At 63.8% G+C, this 20,236-nt stretch carries 18 protein-coding genes; 8 read left to right on the forward strand and 10 right to left on the reverse strand.

Translation table 11 applies throughout. From position 1 onward, the window contains the following. Positions 1–69: 69 nt before the first annotated feature. Positions 70–981, reverse strand: a complete 912-nt coding sequence (locus tag GL300_RS19375) for a dihydrodipicolinate synthase family protein (protein WP_211595222.1) — start codon at positions 979–981, stop codon at positions 70–72. A 4-nt stretch (positions 982–985) separates the two neighbouring features. Beyond that, the gene (locus GL300_RS19380; protein WP_155041343.1) at positions 986–1,687 is read right to left on the reverse strand and encodes a GntR family transcriptional regulator; all 702 of its coding nucleotides are present in this window, start codon (positions 1,685–1,687) and stop codon (positions 986–988) included. 111 nt (positions 1,688–1,798) lie between these two features. Here GL300_RS19380 and GL300_RS19385 point away from each other — a divergent pair, with 111 nt between their 5' ends. The 6 genes from GL300_RS19385 to GL300_RS19410 are packed head-to-tail and all read left to right on the forward strand — an operon-like array spanning position 1,799 to position 8,246. Next, positions 1,799–3,394 (forward strand): ABC transporter substrate-binding protein, encoded by a 1,596-nt coding sequence (locus GL300_RS19385; RefSeq protein ID WP_155041344.1) that lies wholly within the window; start codon positions 1,799–1,801, stop codon positions 3,392–3,394. Between the two features lie 21 nt (positions 3,395–3,415). Further along, on the forward strand, positions 3,416–4,480 hold the full coding sequence (locus GL300_RS19390) for an ABC transporter permease (RefSeq protein ID WP_343043121.1): 1,065 nt from the start codon (positions 3,416–3,418) through the stop codon (positions 4,478–4,480). Positions 4,481–4,482: 2 nt separating this feature from the next. Next, positions 4,483–5,397 (forward strand): nickel transporter permease, encoded by a 915-nt coding sequence (gene nikC, locus GL300_RS19395; RefSeq protein ID WP_155041345.1) that lies wholly within the window; start codon positions 4,483–4,485, stop codon positions 5,395–5,397. Continuing rightward, positions 5,390–6,235: an ABC transporter ATP-binding protein gene (locus GL300_RS19400; protein ID WP_155041346.1), complete on the forward strand. Its 846-nt coding sequence runs from the start codon at positions 5,390–5,392 to the stop codon at positions 6,233–6,235. Before nikC ends, GL300_RS19400 begins: the two co-directional genes overlap by 8 nt. Positions 6,236–6,238: 3 nt before the next feature. Next, the gene (locus tag GL300_RS19405; protein ID WP_246195256.1) at positions 6,239–7,024 is read left to right on the forward strand and encodes an ABC transporter ATP-binding protein; all 786 of its coding nucleotides are present in this window, start codon (positions 6,239–6,241) and stop codon (positions 7,022–7,024) included. A 34-nt stretch (positions 7,025–7,058) separates the two neighbouring features. Beyond that, positions 7,059–8,246, forward strand: a complete 1,188-nt coding sequence (locus GL300_RS19410; RefSeq protein WP_155041347.1) for a galactarate dehydratase — start codon at positions 7,059–7,061, stop codon at positions 8,244–8,246. Positions 8,247–8,285: 39 nt separating this feature from the next. On the opposite strand, the gene GL300_RS19415 is transcribed toward GL300_RS19410, so the two are convergent. The 5 genes from GL300_RS19415 to GL300_RS19435 are packed head-to-tail and all read right to left on the reverse strand — an operon-like array spanning position 8,286 to position 15,160. Beyond that, entirely contained in the window at positions 8,286–9,251 is a 966-nt protein-coding gene (locus GL300_RS19415) for a mannonate dehydratase (protein ID WP_155041348.1), read from the reverse strand. Positions 9,252–9,310: 59 nt separating this feature from the next. Beyond that, positions 9,311–11,026, reverse strand: coding sequence for an ABC transporter ATP-binding protein (locus GL300_RS19420; protein WP_155041349.1), 1,716 nt, complete (start codon positions 11,024–11,026; stop codon positions 9,311–9,313). An 8-nt stretch (positions 11,027–11,034) separates the two neighbouring features. After that, complete coding sequence (locus GL300_RS19425) at positions 11,035–12,159, reverse strand: ABC transporter permease (RefSeq protein WP_155041350.1); 1,125 nt, start codon at positions 12,157–12,159, stop codon at positions 11,035–11,037. 7 nt (positions 12,160–12,166) lie between these two features. Continuing rightward, positions 12,167–13,153, reverse strand: a complete 987-nt coding sequence (locus GL300_RS19430) for an ABC transporter permease (protein WP_155041351.1) — start codon at positions 13,151–13,153, stop codon at positions 12,167–12,169. Between the two features lie 57 nt (positions 13,154–13,210). Then, the gene (locus tag GL300_RS19435; RefSeq protein ID WP_155041352.1) at positions 13,211–15,160 is read right to left on the reverse strand and encodes an ABC transporter substrate-binding protein; all 1,950 of its coding nucleotides are present in this window, start codon (positions 15,158–15,160) and stop codon (positions 13,211–13,213) included. A 233-nt stretch (positions 15,161–15,393) separates the two neighbouring features. Here GL300_RS19435 and GL300_RS19440 point away from each other — a divergent pair, with 233 nt between their 5' ends. Both GL300_RS19440 and GL300_RS19445 read left to right on the forward strand, forming a co-directional pair. Beyond that, positions 15,394–16,104: a FadR/GntR family transcriptional regulator gene (locus tag GL300_RS19440; protein WP_155041373.1), complete on the forward strand. Its 711-nt coding sequence runs from the start codon at positions 15,394–15,396 to the stop codon at positions 16,102–16,104. Between the two features lie 28 nt (positions 16,105–16,132). Further along, positions 16,133–17,014, forward strand: a complete 882-nt coding sequence (locus GL300_RS19445) for an SMP-30/gluconolactonase/LRE family protein (RefSeq protein ID WP_155041353.1) — start codon at positions 16,133–16,135, stop codon at positions 17,012–17,014. 3 nt (positions 17,015–17,017) lie between these two features. Here GL300_RS19445 and GL300_RS19450 read toward each other — a convergent pair whose 3' ends face one another. Genes GL300_RS19450 through xylF form a run of 3 tightly spaced genes read right to left on the reverse strand, consistent with a single transcriptional unit; the run spans position 17,018 to position 20,121 of the window. Further along, entirely contained in the window at positions 17,018–17,764 is a 747-nt protein-coding gene (locus GL300_RS19450) for an ATP-binding cassette domain-containing protein (RefSeq protein WP_155041354.1), read from the reverse strand. Then, complete coding sequence (locus GL300_RS19455; protein ID WP_155041355.1) at positions 17,761–19,050, reverse strand: sugar ABC transporter permease; 1,290 nt, start codon at positions 19,048–19,050, stop codon at positions 17,761–17,763. The genes GL300_RS19450 and GL300_RS19455 overlap by 4 nt, the downstream gene beginning before the upstream one ends. Before the next feature lie 45 nt (positions 19,051–19,095). Beyond that, on the reverse strand, positions 19,096–20,121 hold the full coding sequence (xylF, locus tag GL300_RS19460; RefSeq protein WP_155041356.1) for a D-xylose ABC transporter substrate-binding protein: 1,026 nt from the start codon (positions 20,119–20,121) through the stop codon (positions 19,096–19,098). Positions 20,122–20,236 lie beyond the last annotated feature (115 nt).

The raw sequence follows: 20,236 nt of genomic DNA on the forward strand, positions 1-20,236 counted from the left end.
GCATCGCGCGACGGGTCCAGGCCAAGGCCGGCACCGCATCGCGGAAGCCAGCCTTGCTTGGATCGCTGTTCAGACCGCCGCCATCTGCGCGGCAATGATGCCTTCCAGCGTGGCGCGTTCCGCAGGTGCCAGTTTCGGGACGCCCGGCAGGCGGACGGGGCCGACCTTATAGCCCAGAATTCCCAGCGCCTCTTTGACCACGGTGACATTCGCGCCATTGCGGTGATGGGTGCGGAGTTCCTCGAAACCGGCGAAACGGTCGATCAGGTCGCGCGCCCCGGCGAAATCGCCGCGGACCAGGGCAGCATGGACGGCCAGCGAAATTTCGGGGAAGACGTTCACGAAGCCCGAGGTAAAGCCCTGCGCGCCGATGGCATAGAAGGCGGGTGCCCAGGCCTCGGCCAGACCGCAGACCCAGATCGTCGGCAGGTCTTTGGTCGAGCGGATCACATCGGCCAGCAGCATCAGGTTGGGCGAGGCGAATTTCACCCCGGCGATATTGTCATGGCTGCCCAGACGCCGGAAATCCGCAACCGAGAAGGTGTCGGTGCGGACATAGGCAATCACCGGCACGGTGGCGGCATCGGCCAGTGACAGGAAATAATCGACCTGCGCGGCGGGTCCGGCAAAGGGGTCCATCGGGTGATGGCTCATGATCGCGCCACATCCGGCAGCGATGGCGTCGCGGGCCAGCGCCTTGGCCTCGACCAGCGAGCGCCCGACGGCGGCGCTGATCAGCGCCCGGCCATCATTCGCCTCGGCGGTGACGGCATGGACGCGGCGGATCTCATCCAGCGACAGCGAGAAGAACTCGCCCGTGTTGCCCGCTGCCATCAGGTTGTGGATGCCCGCCCCAGCGACCCGCGCGATCAGCTTGGCAAGCAGCGCTTCGTCAATATTGCCCGAGACGTCATAGGGGGTCACGGGCACGCCGGAAATTCCGGTCAGGGTCTGGCGGATCGCCTGGATGTCCTTGGTCACAATGTCAGTCCTTGTTCTTTCTGAAAACGAGATCGAGATAGCTGTCGCCGGCACGCAGGACATGGGCCTTCATCGCGACTTCGGCGGCGTCGGGGTCGCCAGCAATGACCGCGCGGCCGATCTGCCGATGCTCGGCCAGCGCCTGCTGGCGTTCCGCCGGATCGGAATGGATCACCCGCCTTGCGCCGCTGTCATAGACATCCTGCCGATCATTCAGCAGCCGCAGGTAATTCGCCCGCGCGACCGAACGGATATGGCCGTGAAAGACCTCATTCAGCTGCACCAGTTCCTCGGCGCTGCTTTCGGCGGTGGCGCGCTGCATGTCGTCAAGGATGGCCTGCAGCACCGGCTTGTCCGGCGCGGTGATGCGCTGCGCGGCCAGCCGGGCGATGGTCGATTCGATCGCGGCGCGGGCGAGGATCATTTCCTCGGCCCAGGCGAAATCGAAATTCACGATCACCCCGCTGCGGGGCTTGGTGCGGACCAGACCGTCGGCCTCCAGCAGGCGCAGGGCCTCTTTCACCGGAGTGGTGCTGACGCCCAGTTGCTCGGCGATGGCGCGTTCGTTCAGCCGCGCGCCCGGCTCGAATCCGCCCTGCAGGATCACCTGACGCAGCGCGCGGTGCACATGCTCGCGCAGCCCCGCCACCGCCAGGGGATCAAGGCGCGAAAGCGCGGCTTCCGCAGGGGGCGTGGCAGCATTCATCGGGATTCTCCGGGTTGACTGTAATCCTCCGTTGTGACATTTGATATATCACATCTCAGATGCTGTCGACCCAAAAGACGCCGGCCGGATGCAATGAGGGAGGAGAATCCAATGCTTAGACGTCAGTTTCTGGCGAGCGTCGCCGCTGCGGCGGTGGCTACTGCCCTGCCGCTGGATGCCGCGATGGCGGCAACGCCCAAGGATCAGTTGGTGATTGCCACGAACATGACCACGATGCGCGGCGTTGACCCGCACGAGGCCAACCAGATCGAATCGATCGAGATCCTTGCCAACCTTTACGACCGTCTGGTCTATTTCGAGCCGGACAATCTGGCCGAACCGAAGCCGCAACTGGCGACCGAATGGCAGGTCTCGGCCGATGGCCTGACCTTCACCTTCAAGATCCGCGACGGGGTCAAGTTCCATTCCGGCAATCCGCTGACCGCCAAGGACGTGGAATGGTCGCTGCACCGGCTGGTCAAGCTGGGCCTGTCCCCCGCCATCGACCTGCGCCAATGGGGCTTCAACGACGAAAACGTCGAGAAGCTGATCCGCGCGACCGACGCCCAGACCGTTGTCATCGAGACCCCGGAGCTGTGGAACCAAAGCCTGATCCTGGCCTCGCTGGCCAGCTCTGGGTGCTCGATCGTCGACCGCGAGCTTGCGCTGAGCAAGGAGCAGGACGGCGATATGGGCCGCAACTTCATGCAGGCCTCGGATGCGGGATCTGGCCCGTTTTCGCTGCGCAACTTCCGCCCGAATGACGTGCTGATGGCGGATGCCAACCCCGATTACTGGAACGGCGCCCCGGCCATGCGCCGCGTGATCATGCGCCACATGCCGGAATCCTCGGTCCAGCGCCTGCAGCTTGAAGCGGGCGATGTCGATGTGGCGACGCGGCTGTCCTCGACCGATCTGGCCGGGTTTGAAAGCGCGGGCAATATCGACATCCAGAAGGTGCCGGGCTTTGGCTTCTATTACATCGCGCTGAACCAAAAGGACGACATCCTGTCGCGTCCGCAGGTCCGCGAGGCCTTCCGCTATCTGATCGATTACGAAGGTCTGGCCAGCACCGTCATGCGCTATTACGGCGTGATGCGGCAGACGATCATCCCCACCGGCCTGCCCGGCGTCGTCGATGAAGCGCCCTACAAGCTGGACGTGGAAAAGGCCAAGGCGCTGCTGGCCGAGGCCGGGCTGGCCGACGGCTTTGCCAAGACCTGCTACCTGCCCTCGGGCACGCCCTATTTCGAATTCGCGCAATCGCTGCAGGCCAATGCCGCGAAGGCCGGGATCAAGCTGGACCTGCAGGTCGGCGACTATCTGGGCAAGTTCCGCGAACGCGCCACCGACATCTATTTCGCGCGCAGCGGCGAACGCCTGCCCGATCCGCATTCGATCCTGCAATCCTATGCGACGAATTCCGACAACAGTGACGGCGCACCGCTCAGCGGGCTGCTGGCATGGCGCTCGGCCTGGGATGTGCCGAAACCCTTGCAGGAAAAGGTCACCCTCGCCGCACGCGAGACCGATCCGGCCCGCCGCGCCGAAATCTACACCGCCTTGAACGAAGAATACCTGAGCTGCTCGCCAGCGCTGGTGACCTCGTTCGAGCGCATCGACGTCAAGGCGGTCGTCAAGCGTGTCAGCGGTTACACCGGGCATCCCGCCTGGGTGACGCGCTGGGACAAAGTGACCAAGGCCTGAGCCAAAGATCAGGAGACCGAAGTGAGCGAAACCGACCTGACGGCACAGGATCACGATACCCGCTGGCAAAGCCTGCTTGAGGCGCTGCGCAAGGTATCCACATCTGTGGCCGTGATCCTGACGACCTTATTCGGTCTCCTGGTTCTGACCTTCGTGATTGGCCGGATGGTTCCGGCCGATCCGGTGCTGGCGATCCTTGGCGATACCTTCGATCAGGCCGCCTATGACCGCGTCTATCAGCAGCTGGGACTGGACCAGCCGCTATATGTCCAGTTCTTCCACTATGTGCAGAACATCCTGCATCTGGATTTCGGGCAGTCGAACGTCACCAAGAACCTTGTGGTCGACGATCTGGCCCGCGTGTTTCCGGCCACGCTGGAACTGGCCATCCTTGCCATCACCATCGGCACCCTGCTGGGCGTGCCGCTGGGCATCATCTCGGCGGTGCGGCGCGGCACATGGGTCGACCATCTGGCCCGCGTCGTCGGACTGCTGGGGCATTCCACGCCGATCTTCTGGTTGGGCACCATGGTCATCCTGATCTTCTATGCGGGGCTGGGCTGGATTCCGGGCGGCGGCAGGATCGATCTTTACAATGACGGGCTGGTCGAAGGCCCGACCGGGATGCTGATCCTTGACGCGGTGCTGGCCGGGGAATGGGAAGTGTTCTGGTCCGCCCTGCACCACATCCTCGCCCCCGCTTTGCTGCTGGGCTATGCCGCCATGGCCTATCTAAGCCGGATGAGCCGCAGCTTCATGCTGGAACAGCTAAATCAGGAATATATCCTGACCGCGCGGGCCAAGGGCCTTGCCCAGCCCGCAGTGGTCTGGAAGCATGCCTTCCGCAACATCCGGGTCCAGTTGCTGACCGTCGTGACGCTGGCCTTCTGCGGGCTGCTGGACGGGGCCGTCCTGATCGAGACCGTCTTTGGCTGGCCCGGCCTTGGCCAATACCTGACCGCCGCCCTGTTCTATGCCGACATGAACGCGGTTCTGGGCGCGGTGCTGCTGATCGGGCTGATCTCGATCCTGATCAACCTGCTTTCAGATGTCGTCTACCGCTTCGTCGACCCAAGGACCCGCTGACCATGACCATGATCCACAAGAACGAGGGGCTGCGGGCGTGGCTGCTAAGCGACGACTTCACCTCGACGCGGCAGGCCCGCGCGCATAAGGCCTATGTCTCATGGCTGCGGTTCAGCACCAATCCTCTGGCCTTTGGCGGGCTGCTGGTGGTGCTGATCCTGATCCTGTTCGCGGCGCTGGCACCGATCATGGCGACGCATGACCCGCTGGCGCAGGATTTTTCGCAGGCGCTGCAAGCCCCCTCGTTCAGCCATTGGTTCGGAACGGACGAACTGGGCCGCGACGTCTATTCGCGGCTGGTTTACGGTGCGCGCACCACGCTTTACATCGCGATCCTTGTCACCGTGATCGTCGGCCCGATCGGTTTCGTCGTCGGCGCCGCCGCCGGCTATCTGGGCGGCTGGGTCGACATGATCCTGATGCGGGTCACCGACATCTTTCTGGCCTTTCCCAGTCTGGTTCTGGCGCTGGCCTTCTCGGCGGCGCTTGGCGCGGGCATCGAAAACGCGGTCATCGCCATCGCCCTGACCATCTGGCCGCCCGTCGCAAGGCTGGTCCGGGCCGAGACGCTGACCTTCCGCAAATCCGATTTCGTCGTCGCCGCCGAGCTTCAGGGCGCCAGCACCGCACGCATCCTGTTTCGCTACATCGTGCCGCTTTGCGCGCCCTCGGTCATCATCCGCCTGACGCTGAACATGGCCTCGATCATCCTGACGGCAGCGGGTCTGGGCTTTCTGGGCCTTGGCGCGCAACCGCCGCAGCCGGAATGGGGGGCGATGGCGGCGCAGGGTCGGCAATACCTGCTGGATGCATGGTGGCTGACCGCCGTGCCGGGTCTGGCGATCCTTGTGGTCAGCCTTGCCTTCAACCTGCTCGGCGACGGGCTGCGCGATATTCTGGATCCCAAACATGCGTGACACCCAGCCTTTGCTTTCCGTGCGCAACCTGACGGTCGCCTTCCCCTCGCTCAAGGATCTGGTTCCTGCCGTCCGCAATGTCAGCTTCGATGTGGGGCGGGAAAAGGTCGGGATCATCGGCGAATCCGGCTCGGGCAAAAGCACGACCGGGCGCGCCATCATGCGCCTGCATCCGGGCAAGACCCAGATCACCGCCGACCGGATGCAGTTTCAGGGCCTAGACCTGCTGTCGCAATCCGAACGCCAGATGCGCGCCATCCGCGGCCATCGCATCGCCATGATCCTGCAGGACCCGAAATATTCGCTGAACCCGGTGATGACGGTGGGCGAGCAGATCGCCGAAACCGCCATCCTTCACGAAAACCTGTCCCGCCGCGAGGCCCGCCTGCGCACCATCGAGATGCTGGAAAAGGTCCATATCCGCGACCCCGAGCGCGTCATGGGTCTTTACCCGCATGAGGTCTCCGGGGGGATGGGGCAGCGGATCATGATCTCGATGATGCTGATCGCCAAGCCCGCGCTGATCATCGCGGATGAGCCGACCTCGGCGCTGGATGTCTCAGTGCGCCAGCAGGTGCTGACCATTCTGGATGAGCTGGTGACCGGCAATGACATGGGGCTGCTGTTCATCTCGCATGACCTCAATCTGGTGCGCAGCTTCTGCGACCGGGTGCTGATCATGTATGCCGGGCGCGTCGTCGAAGAACTGCGCGCCAGCGAACTGGATCAGGCCCGCCACCCCTATACCCAAGGTCTGCTGGAAGCCCTGCCCAGCCTGACCGATCCCAAGGATCGTCTGGCCGTGCTGCGCCGCGATCCGGCCTGGGCAGAGGTCTGAGCCATGCAAGACAGAAACATGATTGAAGTCGCCGGTCTGAACGTCAGCTTTGGCCGCAGGCCAAGGGTCAACCATGTGGTGCGCGGCGTCGATCTGGTCATCGCTCAGGGCGAATGCTTCGGTCTGGTGGGCGAATCCGGCTGCGGCAAGTCCACCATCCTTGGTGCCATTGCCGGACGGGTGAAGGACTGGCAGGGAACCATCAGCATCGCAGGCGTTCCGGTGCGCCCGGACCGCCGCGAGCTGGCGCAATTGCGCCAGCAGCAGATCGTGTTTCAGGACCCTTTCGGCTCGCTGCATCCGCGCCACACGATCGGTCGGATTCTGGCCGAGCCGCTGGAGATCCACGGCATGGATGATCGCGACGGCAGGATCGACCGCGCGCTGGATCAGGTCGGTCTGCCGCGTCGCTTCCGCTTTCGCTATCCGCATCAGCTGTCGGGCGGGCAGCGTCAGCGCGTCGCCATCGCACGCGCCCTGATCCTTGACCCGCAGATATTGCTGCTGGATGAGCCGACCTCGGCGCTGGATGTCTCGATTCAGGCGGAAATCCTGAACCTGCTCAAGGACCTGCGCGAAGAACGGCGACTGACCTATCTGCTGGTCAGCCATGACATGGCGGTGGTCACGCATCTTTGCGACCGCATCGCCGTCATGCAGAAAGGCCAGTTCGTCGAGGTCGCCACCCGCGAGGCGATGGTCCGCGGCGATCTGACCCATCCCTATACCCGGCTGCTGCGCGAGGGCAGCCTTGGCTATCGTCCCGCCGCCAGCGTCGCCGCCGAGTGACCAGCCCGCCGGACCCATTTTCAGGAGGAGCATTATGAAGATCGATCGCATGCGGGTGTTCATGACCCGCGACAAGGACCGCCCCCGCGTCATCGTGGCGCTGGACACCGATGACGGCCTGACCGGCTGGGGCGAATGCTACAACCACGGCCCCGACCTGGCCCTGCCGCCGCTGCTTGACTACCTCTACGGCTTCCTTGCCGGGCAGGACCCGACGCGGGTCGAATATCTGTACAACCTGATGATCCAGCAATGCCGCTTCCCGCCCGGCGCGCTGGGACTGGCGGCGATTTCCGGACTGGATCATTGCCTGTGGGATCTGGCGGCCAAGGCGGCGGGCGTGCCGGTCTATAAGCTGCTTGGCGGCGAGGTCCGCGACCGGGTCAAGGTCTATGCCGGGGTCTATACCGCGCCCGACGTGCCCGCCGCGCGCGACGAGTTGGATCGCCTGAATGAGCAATGGGGTTTCAAGGCCTTCAAGCTCAGCCCTTGGCGGCTTGAGCCGAACAGCCATCGCTGGGGCGAGGTCGTCCGCGCCTCGGCCGAATATTTCCGCGAATTGCGCGAGACGGTCGATAGCAGCTATGAAATCGCCTTCGACGCCCATGCCAAGATCTTTGAGCCCGCGATGGCCCGCCAGCTTGGCAATGCGCTGGCCCCCTATGATCCGCTGTTCTTCGAAGAACCCCTGCGCCCCGAGAATATCGAGATGTATGGCGACCTGAAGCAGGGCCTGAACTGCACCCTGGCCACCGGCGAGTCGCTTTATCACCGCAACGAATTCCTGCGACTGCTGCAGGTGCGGGGCGCCGACATCATCCAGCCCGACATCTGCGTCGTCGGCGGGATTTCGGAAATGCGCCGCATCGCCACCCTGGCCGAGGCGCATTTCGTCAGCGTCGCGCCCCATAACCCGATGGGTCCGCTGGCCACGGCGGTCAACGTCCATTTCTCGGCGGCACAGCAGAACTTCAAGATCCTCGAATACCGCCTGCCCGTCGGACAGGGCTACGTCTATGGCGGGACCGAGATCGACCAGCGCGAGATGGAAGCGCGCTATGTCGTCGACCCCTACCTGCCCAAGGACGGCTATCTGGAACTGCGCCCCGACCGTCCCGGCTGGGGGGTCGAGATGGACGAGAAAGCCATGCTTGAAGAAGGCTACATCCACTGGCAGCGCAAGGTCCCGAAACGCCCCGACGGCTCTTACGCCTTCGCCTGACGCAGACGAAACCGGACCGGGGCCATCGCGCCCCGGTCGCTATCCGCGCCGTTCCTGCAAAAGCGCGGCGATATAGCCGTAGCAAAAGGCGAATGCCACGCCGCGCTCATTCTCTCCCGACAGGGTGGGGGCATGGTCGGGCATCACCATGTAGCGGTAACCGGTGTCGCGCAGCGCGTCGATCACGGCGGGCATGTCGATATCGCCCTCATCGGGCAGCGTCTCGCGGAAGGAGTAACGCCCACCCGCGATATTGCGGAAATGGATGTTCATGATCTTGCCGCGTTCGCCGAACCAGCGGGTGATCTCCGGAACCTCGGAAACATCATCCAGCATCTCGCCCAGCGTGCCGATGCAGAAATTCAGGCCATGAACCGGGCTTTCATGCATCGAGACAAAGCGCTTCATCCCCTCGACCGTGCCCAGAACCCGCGTCACGCCCTTGTAGCCGGGGGGCGTCGCCGGATCATGCGGATGGCAGGCCAGCCGGATATTCGCCGCCTCGGCCACCGGAACAATCCGGGCAAGGAAATAGTCGATCCGGCTCCAGATCTCCTGCTCGGCGATCTCGCCTGCGGGGCCGGGTTCCTGCTGGTCCATCAAGTCCCAGCGAAAGGCCTCGGCGCGCGCGCCTCCTCGTCCGGCCTCAAGCGGGCTGCGGGGAATGCCGATATAGTTGAAATTGTATTTGACCGAAGGGATCCCAGCGGCGGCGCAATTCTCGATCAACTGGCAGATGCCGTCGATCTGGCCATCACGATCCGGCCCGGCCAGCATGATGTCGGGACATTTCGCGCGATCCACCGGGACCGAGGCCAAGGGCAGTTGCAGCATATCTAGGGTCAGGCCGAACCCCTCGATCCGTTCGCGAAAACGCGACAGATGCGCCACGTCCCAATCGCGCCAGTCGCCTTCGGGGTCGGCGCAGATATGGTCGACGCCCAATTGCTTCATCACCCGATAGTCGTCGTCATTGCGCGCCGGAAGTTGGGTGCCAAGATACATCGCGGTCCTCGTCAGGTTGCTATTTGCGGCCGAAGGCCGGCGATATCATGCGGCGCCCCTTAGCCGACGGCCCGTGCGGGTTCGGGCTGATCCTCGGCCCGGTAGCGGAAGCGGCGCGAGCGGTCGCGGTCGCGCGGATCGGGTCGCGGGATCGCCGAAAGCAGCGCTTGCGTATAGGGATGATCGGGGTTGTTGCAGACCTTGTCCGCCGCGCCCACCTCGACCAGCTGGCCGCGATACATGACGCCCACGCGGTCGCACATGTAGCGGATCACGCCGATATCATGGCTAATAAAGATATAGGCCAGCCCCAGTTCGTCCTGCAGCCGCATCAGCAGGTCCAGCACCTGACTGCGGACCGAGACATCCAGCGCCGAGGTCGCCTCATCCGCGACGATCACACGCGGGTTCAGGGTGATCGCCCGCGCAATGCCGATCCGCTGGCGCTGCCCGCCGGAAAAGGCATGAGGGTAGCGTTCGCGCGTCGCCGGGTTCAGCCCGACCTGCTCCATCAGATGGCAGACACGCTCATCCAACTGGCGGCCACGGGCGATGCCGTTCACAAGCAGCGGCTCTGCGATGATCTGCGCCACCGTCATGCGCGGGTTCAGCGAACCGAACGGGTCCTGAAAGACCATGCGCAATTCCCGGCGCACGGCCTTGAGGTCAGAGCCGTGCAGTTCGGCAAGATCGACCTGTGCGCCATCGGCGCGCCGGTAAAGGATGCGCCCGCCGCTTGGATCGTAAAGCCGCATCACGGCGCGGCCCATCGTCGTCTTGCCCGAACCGCTTTCCCCCACGATCCCCAGCGTTTCGCCGGGTTGCAACGTGATCGAGACCTTGTCCAGCGCGGTGAATTCACCGAACTTCATGGTCAGCCCCTGAATGTCCAGGATCGGGGTCGCCGTCATGTCGATCGGCGGGCGGCTGGCGCGGGCCTCGGCCTTGTGCTCAAGCTTCAGGACCGAGCCGATCAGCATCTTGGTGTAATCGTCCTTGGGCGCGTGAAAAATCTGCTCGACCGGGCCATATTCCTTGACGACGCCCTGATTCATGACCAGCACGTCATCGGCGATCTGGGCGACGACGCCCATGTCATGGGTGATGAACAGCACCGCCATGCCATGCGCCTTTTGCAGCCGCGCGATCAGGTCGAGGATCTCGGCCTGCGTGGTCACGTCCAAGGCTGTCGTCGGCTCATCCGCGATCAGCAATTGCGGCTTGCAGGCCAAGGCCATGGCAATCATCGCACGCTGCCGCATCCCGCCGGAATATTCAAAGGCATAGCGGTCCACCGCTTTTTGAGGGTCGGGAATTTCGACCTGACCAAGCAGAGAGATGGCCTCTGCCCGCGCCTCGGTCTTGTTCATCCGCAGATGCAGACGCAGCGCCTCGATGATCTGGTCGCCGACGGTATGGACGGGCGACAGCGATGACATCGGCTCCTGAAAGATCATCGCGATCCGCGCGCCACGAACGGCACGGATCGCACGACCGCGCGGGTCAAGCATGGCAAGGTCCAGCATGTTGCCGTCGGGACCGCGCAGCAGGATCTGTCCCCGCGCGATCCGACCCGGCTGATCGACGATCTGCAGGATCGAGCGCGCAGTGACGGATTTCCCCGAGCCGCTTTCGCCGACAACGCAAAGCGTCTTGCCCGGCGCGATGGAAAAGGACACGCCGTTCACTGCGGTGAACACGCCGGTGCGGGTCGGGAACTCGGTGACCAGATCGCGGACATCCAGCAGCGGTGGGGTCGGCTCGACTTGCGGCATGGGTGCCCTCATTTGTTATAGGGATCGGCCGCGTCGCGCAGCCCGTCACCCAGCAGGTTCAGCGCCATCACCGCCAGCACCACCGCCGCGCCGGGCAGGAACAACCAAGGCGCCGTGGCGATCGAGCGGATGTTCTGCGCTTCACGCAACAGCACCCCCCAGGATATCGTCGGCGGCTGCAGCCCCAGCCCCAGAAAAGACAGCGAGGTCTCCGCCAGGATCATCGCGGGCACCGCCAGCGTCACCGAGGCGATGATGTGGCTGGCAAAACTGGGCAGCATGTGCCGAAAGATGATCCGCCGCTCCGGTACGCCGTCCAGCCGCGCGGCGGCGACGAATTCCTCGGATCGCAGCGACAGGAAGCGCCCACGCACCACGCGGGCAAGCTGCGCCCAACCGGTCAGCGACAGGATGATGGTGATCATCATGTATTGCAGCGTCGCAGGCCAGTTCTGCGGCAGTGCCGCCGCCAGCGCCAGCCAGATCGGAATGGTGGGCAAGGCCAGCACGAATTCGATCACCCGCTGGATGACGAAATCGATCTTTCCTCCGTAATAGCCCGATATCCCGCCCAAGATCACGCCCAAGGCCAGTGACAGCGCCACACCGACCAACCCGATCGACAGCGAGATCTGCGCCCCCTGCACCACGCGGGAATAGACATCCCGCCCCAGCCGGTCCGCCCCGAACAGGTATAGCGGCTGTTTCGGATCGCTCGACGCCAGAAGGTGGATATTGCTGCGAAACAGGCCCAGCACCGAATATTCATAGCCCCGCCCGAACAGGCGGATGCCGACCTTTTTCGTGGGGTCTTCCTTGAAGATGGCGGCCAGTGTCTCGGGGTCGCGGGTCATCTTGAGGGGGCGGAAATACAGGCCGATCTGAAGCCCGTCGCTGCGGTCGATGACATGCACCCGCTGCGGCGGATGAAAGGTCGAGCGCGCGTTCTGCTTGACCGGGTCGTTGATTGCGAAGAACCCAGGCACCAGCGCGACGGTGTACAGCGCGATGGTGACGACCAGCGCGATCATCGCCAGTTTGTGGCGGCGGAAGGCCCACCAGATCAGCTGCCATTGCGAGGCGACGGCGACGCGCTCGGCCGGGACTTCGGCTTGCAGGCTGGCATCGGTCATTGGTCCCTCACTCAAGCCGGATGCGCGGATCGACCAGCGCCAGAAGAATGTCGCTGATCAGCGAACCGATCAGCGTCAGCGCGCAGATCAGCAAGACGAAGGCCCCCGCCAGATACATGTCCTGCGCCATCAGCGATTGCAGCAGCATCGGCGCGGCGGTGGGCAGGTTCAGCACGATGGCCACCACGACCGAGCCCGAAATCAGGTTCGGCAGCAGCCATGCGATGGTCGAGATGAACGGGTTCAGCGCGATCCGCATCGGGTATTTCAGCAGCAGGCGCAGCTCTGACAGGCCCTTGGCGCGGGCGGTGGTGACATAGGGCTTGGGCAATTCGTCCAGCATATTGGCGCGCATCACCCGGATCAGGCTGGCGGTCGAGGACACGGCCAGAATGATCACCGGCAGCCACAGGTGATGCAGCAGGTCCAGAAGCTTGCCGAAGCTCCACGGTGCGTTTTCATATTCTGGGGAAAACAGCCCGCCGACGGATTGGCCGAAATGGACGGCGGCGACATACATCAGCACCAAGGCCAGCAGGAAGGACGGGATCGACAGACCCAGAAAGCTGAAGATGGTAAAGCCATAGTCGCCGATCGAATATTTTCTGACCGCCGAATAGACCCCGATCGGCAGCGCGATGGCCCAGGTGACCAGCAGGCTGACCACCGCCAGCACCAGCGTCAGCGCCATGCGTTCCCAGATCAGCCCGGAAACCGGCTGCTGCCATTCGAAGGACAGGCCGAAATCGCCCCGCGTGACAATGCCCCAGATCCATTTCGAATATTGCACGATCATTGGCTGATCGAGGCCGAAGCGCTCGCGCAATTGCGCGGCGGCGTTCTGGTCGACGATCTCGTTCGAGGAAGCCAGCGTCGCCACATAGGTCGTCACGTAATCGCCCGGCGGCAACTGGATCAGCACGAAAGCCAGAAAACTGACCGCAAAAAGCGAGGGGATCATCCACAGAAATCGCTTGGCGATGAAACGCAGCATCCAATGGCTCCGGTCGGGCGGGGAAGGACCGGCCCGTCGCGGGCCGGCCCGAACGCGTCAGGCGGTAAAATAGAATTGCTGCGGCATGGCCGGACCGGGATTGGGCCATGACCAGCTGTCGGGCTGGGTCTCGGGCACATTGTGCAGATTGTTGCGAATGATCCCGAAACCGCCCACCGCAAGGCAGATGCCGATGGTTTCGAAGGCCTCGGCGGTCAGGTCGAACACCTGCTTCATGATCTCGCCGCGCTTGGCCAGATCGGCGGTGGCGCGGGCCTGATCGAACAGCGCGAAACGCTGCTTCTGGCTTTCGGGCGGCTCCTCTCCTGCCGTGCCGTTCGAGGTGTACCACATCGCCCAAGGGATCGCGTAGCGAGAGCCCTGCGGATGGAAGGCGAAATAGTCGCGCGGGTCCAGCATCGGATCAAGCCCGCCCGGCCCCGGCCAGACCTGCGCGTCATGCGCGTTGTCATCGCCACGGGTATAGTACAGCGCACGTTCGATGGTGTTGACCTTGACGTCAAAGCCCAGCTCGGCCCAATGCGCCTTGACCAGTTCCAGCGTGTCCACAAGGTCCGGATACAGCGTCGGGATCACGTCGATGGCAAAGAAGGTCGCCCCGCCATCCGGCCGCAGCCGCCAGCCATTGCCGTCGCGCTTGTCATAACCCGCCTCATCCAGCAGGGCATTAGCCTTGTCGGGGTCGAATTCGGTGAACTGCTTGGACAGCCCCTCGTGATGCCAGGGATGGGTCGGGCGCGGTCCGGTCTGATAGGGCTCACTTTGGCCGAAATAGACGATGTCGATGATCTCTTGCCGGTTCAGACCCAGCGACAGCGCATGACGGACCGCCTTATTGGCGAACATCTCGCGCATGCCGGGGTCCTTGTGGGTCATGTTCAGGTAGATCTGGCATTGCTGCGACGCCGAGGGGACCAGCTTCAGCAACCGGTAGCCGCCCTTCTCGGCATTCTCGGACAGGGTGGGCTTGTTCGCGAGAATGTTGATATGGCGGTCCTGAATGTCGATCTGCCCAGAGATCACGTTCAGCATCAGCGATTCCACATCCTGCGAGATGCCGAAACTCAGCTCATCCGCATAAGGCAGCTGATTGCCCTCGGTATCGACCTGCCAGAAATAGGGGTTGCGGGTCATCACCACGCGGGTCGCGCCGCCGGTATAGGGCTCCTTGACGACCCAGGGGTCCAAAGTCGGCTTGTCGGGATTGGCCCAGCGGCTGGGGATCTCGATATCGCCGCATTTCGCGCGGAACAGTTCCGTCCAGGTGCCCAGGCCCGCCGCCTTGGCCTCGGCCACCAGATCGCGCCCGGACGAGGGCAGGAACTGGCTGCAATAATGCTTGGGAAACAGCGTCGGGTGCTGGCCCAACGGCGTCGCAAGGTTTTCCAGAAACAGCGCATTCGCCGCGGCAAAGGTGAAGCGCACCGTCGCGTCGTCCACTTTTTCGACCACCACCGGCTTGCCCGCGACCTGCAATTGCGCCGGGGTGGCGCTGTAAAGTTCGGGGTTCTTCACCACCTCTTCGATCGCGAAGACCACGTCATCGGCGGTGAAGGGGTGGCCGTCAGACCAGCGCATTCCCGGCCGCAGCTTGAAGGTGAACTGGGTCGCATCGGGGCCGATTTCCCAACTGTCGGCGACATTGGGCAGGACCTCGGTGAAATCCATGTTCCAGCGCACAAGGCCCTGATTGCCGACCATGCGCAGAATGCCGTTATGGTCCGAGGACCCGCGCAGCCCGCGCCGGATCGCACCGCCATAGGTGCCGATCTTTTCATGCGGGGTCACGACCAGCGGGTTCTGCGGCAGGCGGTCATTCAATGCGGGCAACCCGCCCGATTTGACCATATCGGCCAGCGCCGGAGCCTCGTTCACGGTCGCGGCGCGGGCGCGGGTGGCAAGCGCGGCCAGCGCAAATACGCTGCCGGACGCCGCCAGAAAGCCACGGCGACTTAGCCCGCCGGGCAGCGGAATAGGGTCTTGCATCCTCGTTCTCCTCCCAAGGCGTCTTGGCTGCCGACCCGCCGTCGTCGCTGGCCCCTCCCAAGGCCGGTTCGCCACGCGGCGATCGCAACAAGAGAATCGATATCAGAGGATCAGAAAATTACAAGTATTGACAGATTATGACAGCTTTCATAACGCTAGATCTGATGTGGCGACCGGATATTACCGCCGCCGCCGATCACGATATGCCTGCGGGGAAAGACATGACGTCCGCAATGACAGGGCATGAGCAGAAAGCGGGCGCCACCCGCTATAGCGACATCATCTATGAAAAGATCATCGCGATGATTGCCGACGGGCGCTTTGCGCTGAATGCGCGCCTGCCCTCGGAGCCCCAGCTTGCCGTCATGCTGGGCGCATCGCGGCCCGTCCTGCGCGAGGCGCTGGAACGGCTGCGGCAGGACAATCTGATCGTTTCGCGCAAGGGCTCGGGGTCCTATGTCCGCCAGCGGCCGGACAGCACCATGCTGCAGCAGGTGCCCGTCGGATCGCTGGCCGATGTGCAGCGTTTCTTTGAATTCCGCGCCGGGCTTGAGGCGGCGGCGGCTGGACTGGCCGCGCGCAATGCCACCGCGCAGGACCGCAGCCATATCACCGAGGCCTTAGCCCGGCTGGAAGCCGCGATGCTGCGCGGTGATCTGGGCGCCGAGGAAGATCTGGCCCTGCATGACGCCATCGCCGAGGCAACCGGAAACCCGTTCCACATGCAGGTGCGCGGCATGTATCGCGGACATTTCTCGATCGGGCATTCGGTCACCCGCAGCCTCAGCCTGCGGCGTTCGCCACCCCATGCCCGCGCCGTGCAGCGCGAGCATGACGCCATTGTCGCCGCGATCCTCGCACGGGACGAGGACGCCGCCGCCTTGGCCATGCGCGACCATATTTTGAACGCCCGCAACCGCATGTTCAGCGGCGTCGATGATTGAACCAACACCTTATAAAAAAAGGAATGCCATGACGAAACCGCAGCGCTTCCAGCCCAAGGTGCGGCAGGTGATCGACATGCCGCTGCAGGTCGGGGAATCTCCGGTCTGGGACGCGCGCACCGGCGCGCTGTGGTTCGTCGACACGCTGGCCCCGGCGCTGTTTCGCCGCCATGCGGATGGCAGGCTGGACCGCTTCGACATGCCAGCGGCGGCGGGCAGTCTTGGCCTGTGCGACAGCGGCCTGATCGTGGTCGGGTTGCAGACGGGCGTGCATCTGCTTGATCCTGCGACGGCTGCGCTGTCCCTGCTGTGCGATCCCGATGGCGGGCGGGCGGACAGTCGGCTGAACGATGGCAAGGTCGGCCCGGACGGCTACTTCTGGGTCGGCACAAGGGACGAGGCCGAGCCGCAGACCGGCAATGCCCGGCTATACCGCGTCGCGCCGGATGGCAGCTTCGCCACCGTTCTTGACGGGCTGCTGACCTCGAACGGGCTGGCATGGAGCCCCGACGGTCGCCGCATGTATCATTCCGACAGCAGCGGCCTTTATGTGCAGGCTTTCGACTTCGACCCGATGCGCGGCGGCATCGGCGATGCGACCCGCCTGCATGACAATGCCCCTGACGAGGGCCGTCCGGATGGCGCCGCGATGGACGCCGAGGGCTGCTACTGGAGCGCCGGGGTCCGCTCGGGCCGGTTGAACCGCATGAATGCCCAAGGCGAGATCATCGAAATCTGGGAAATGCCCCATAAAGGCTGCAGCATGCCCTGCTTTGGCGGACCGGATCTGCGGACACTCTATGTCACCTGCCTGCACATGCCGCGCGACGACGGCACCATGCAGCCCGGCACGCTGCTTGCCTTCGACGCCCCGGTCGCCGGGGCACCAGTGCATCGCATGTCGCTGTGAGGCTTACGCTGCCTGCGCGGGTTTCTTGCCCATGATGATCATGCCAAGGATGTCGTCATCGGTGACCTCGTCCACCCGCACCGTTCCGACCCTTTGGCCGTTTTTCATCACCACCGCGCGGTCGCAAAGCTTCATCACGGCGTGAATGTCGTGTTCAATCAGGAAGATGCCCAGACCCTGTCGCTTCAGCTCCTGGATCAGCTCGGCCACCATCTGGGTTTCCTGCGGGCCAAGAGCGGCGGTTGGCTCATCCATGATCAGGATGCGGGCGTTGAAATAGACCGCGCGGGCGATCGCCACCGATTGCCGCTGCCCACCCGAAAGCGCCATGACCGGATCGGCGAATTTGCGGAAATTGGGGTTCAGCCGGGCCATGATCCGGCGCGTCTCGGCCTCCATCCGGGATTCGTCCAGCAGGCCCGAGGGCGTCACCAGCTCGCGCCCCAGAAACAGGTTCGAGGCCGCGTCCAGATTGTCGGCCAAGGCCAGCGTCTGGTAGATCGTCTCGATATTCAGGGCGCGGGCGTCGCGGGTATTGCGGATATCGACCTTTTGCCCGTCGATATAGATCTCGCCCGCGTCGGCGCGATAGGCCCCGGACAGGCATTTGATCAGCGTCGATTTCCCCGCGCCGTTATGGCCCAGAAGACCCACGACCTCGCCCGGATAAAGGTCGATCGAGACGTGATCCACCGCCTTGATCCCGCCGAACGCGATCGAGATGTCGCGCATTTCCACTAAAGGTGTCATCGCATCCCCAGCCTTCTGCGATATTGGATGTCGATCCAGACGGCCAGAACCAGCACGACGCCGACCACGATATTCTGCAAAGGCGCGTCGGCCCCGACCATGGCCATGCCCGATTGCAGGCTTTGCATGATCAGCGCGCCAAGGATTGCGCCATAGATGGTGCCAATCCCGCCCGACAGCGCCGTGCCGCCGATCACCGCCGCCGCAATCACCCGCAATTCGTCCAGCGTGCCGATGTCATTGGGGTGCGATTGCAGCCGCGCCTGTGCAATGATCGCCGACAGCCCGCACAGGAACCCCATCAGCGCGAAAATCTTGACGGTCAGCAGCCGCGTATTGATGCCCGAAAGCTCGGCCGCGTCGGGGTTGCCGCCGGTGGCAAAGATATAGCGGCCAAATCGGGTGCGTCTGGCGATGACGGTCATTGCGACCGCTACAAGGATCAGGATCAGGACCGAGATTGGCAGGCCGTAGCCCTGCGTATACCCCTCGGGCATGACCTCGCCCCGCGCCTCAAAGATGCGCTTCAGCTTGGCTTGCGGCAGCTCATAGGAATTCAGGATGGCGACAAAGCCCATGATCAGGCCGACCACCAGTGCCATGACCGCGCCCTCGGCCCAGATCGGGCGCACGGGAAAGCCATGCGACTGCTTGCGGCGGCGGGCGCCATAGATCACCCACAGCGCCGCAATCGAGGCCAGCCCGCCCACGATCCAGCTGGTGGTGACGCCCAAGGTGCCCTCGGCCCCCCCGAACAGCAGGAAGGTCTGGTCCAGCGGTGCGATGGTCTGTCCCGCCGTCAGATACCAGCCGACATAGCGCCAGATCAACAACCCGCCCAAGGTGACGATAAAGGCCGGGATGCGCTGATAGCCGACCAGCCAGCCGTTCAGCGCCCCGATGGCCGTCCCGACCAACAGCCCGGTGACCATGGTCAGCGGCGCGATCAGCGGATGGCCCAGCTCCAGCCCGAAAATGCCGGGCAGCCAGCGCGCCTGCATCATCCCCATCATCGCCGAGGCCAGCGCAAGGATCGCGCCCACGGACAGGTCGATATGGCGGCAGACGATAATAAAGACCATTCCCGTGGCCATGATCGCGACCGAGACCGTCTGGATCGTCAGGTTGAAAATATTGCGCGCCGACAGGAAGCGGCCATCGGTCACGATCCAGAAGCACAGGCAGACCAGCGCAAAGGCCCCGATCATGCCCAGCAATCTCAGGTCGATCTCAAGCTGTTGCAGCCAGTTGCGGCGCGGCGGGGCGGCGGGGGAAAGGTCGCTCATGTGCATGGCGCGGTGGCGGCGCTGGTAACGCCGCCACCCCTTCCATCAGTTACAGGGCGCGGGGCCGTTCTGGACCCCTTGGCACAGGGCATCCTTGGTGATCCATCCGGCATCGACCACGGTGGAGAGGTTCTCCTTGGTGATCGGCACGGGGGTCAGCAGGATCGCGTCCATGTCCTTGCCGCCGGGCGTCTTGAACTTGATCGCATTCGGGACCTCGGCCGCAGCCTTGCCACCGGCCAGCGCCAGCGCGATTTCGGCTGCGGTCTTGCCCAGCACGCGCGAGTCCTTCCAGACCGACACCGTCTGCGTCCCCAGCGCGACGCGGTTCAGCGCGGCATGATCGGCATCCTGCCCGGAAACCGGAATGCCCTGCATGCCCTGCGCGGTCAGCGCGGCGACAACACCGCCTGCGGTCCCGTCATTCGAGGCCACGACCGCATCGACCTTGTTGTCGTTCTGGGTCAGGATCTGTTCCATGTTCTTCTGGGCATTGGCGGGCAGCCAGCCATCGGTATAGGCCTCGCCGACAATCTTGATATCGCCGGCATCAACGGCCTTTTGCAGGACCTCTTGCTGGCCACCGCGCAGGAAGTCGGCATTGGGATCGGTGGGCGAACCCTTGATCATCACGTAATTGCCCTTGGGCGCGGCCTTCAGCACCTCGGCGGCCTGCATCCGACCCACTTCGACGTTGTCGAAAGTCAGGTAGAAGGCACGCGGGTCCTCGATCAGGCGGTCATAGGCGACGACCGGGATGCCTTCATCGGCGGCGGCCTGAACGGCGGGCACGACAGCCTCGGTATCCTGACCCAGCACGATCAGCGCATTCACGCCCTGAGCGATCAGCGCCTCGATATCGGAAAGCTGCTTGGCCGAGGACGATTGCGCGTCAGCCGAGACATATTTGGCCCCGGCGGCCTCAAGCGCGTCCTTGATCGCCTTCTCATCGGTCTTCCAGCGCTCTTCCTGGAAGTTCGACCAGGACACACCGACGGTCATGCTTTGTGCGAATGAAGCAGACGAAAAACCCACCGTCGCAAGGACGGCGGCCAGAATGGCAGTGCGCATCGATACCTCCCAATAGATGCGACCATCCGGTCGAGTCGCCGGATCTGGGCCAAGACTGCGCCGCGCCCGATAACCTGTCAAAGAAAAAGAAAGACGTCTGTCAGATTGCTGATTG

Source organism: Paracoccus litorisediminis, from assembly GCF_009711205.1.
GTDB lineage: Bacteria > Pseudomonadota > Alphaproteobacteria > Rhodobacterales > Rhodobacteraceae > Paracoccus > Paracoccus litorisediminis.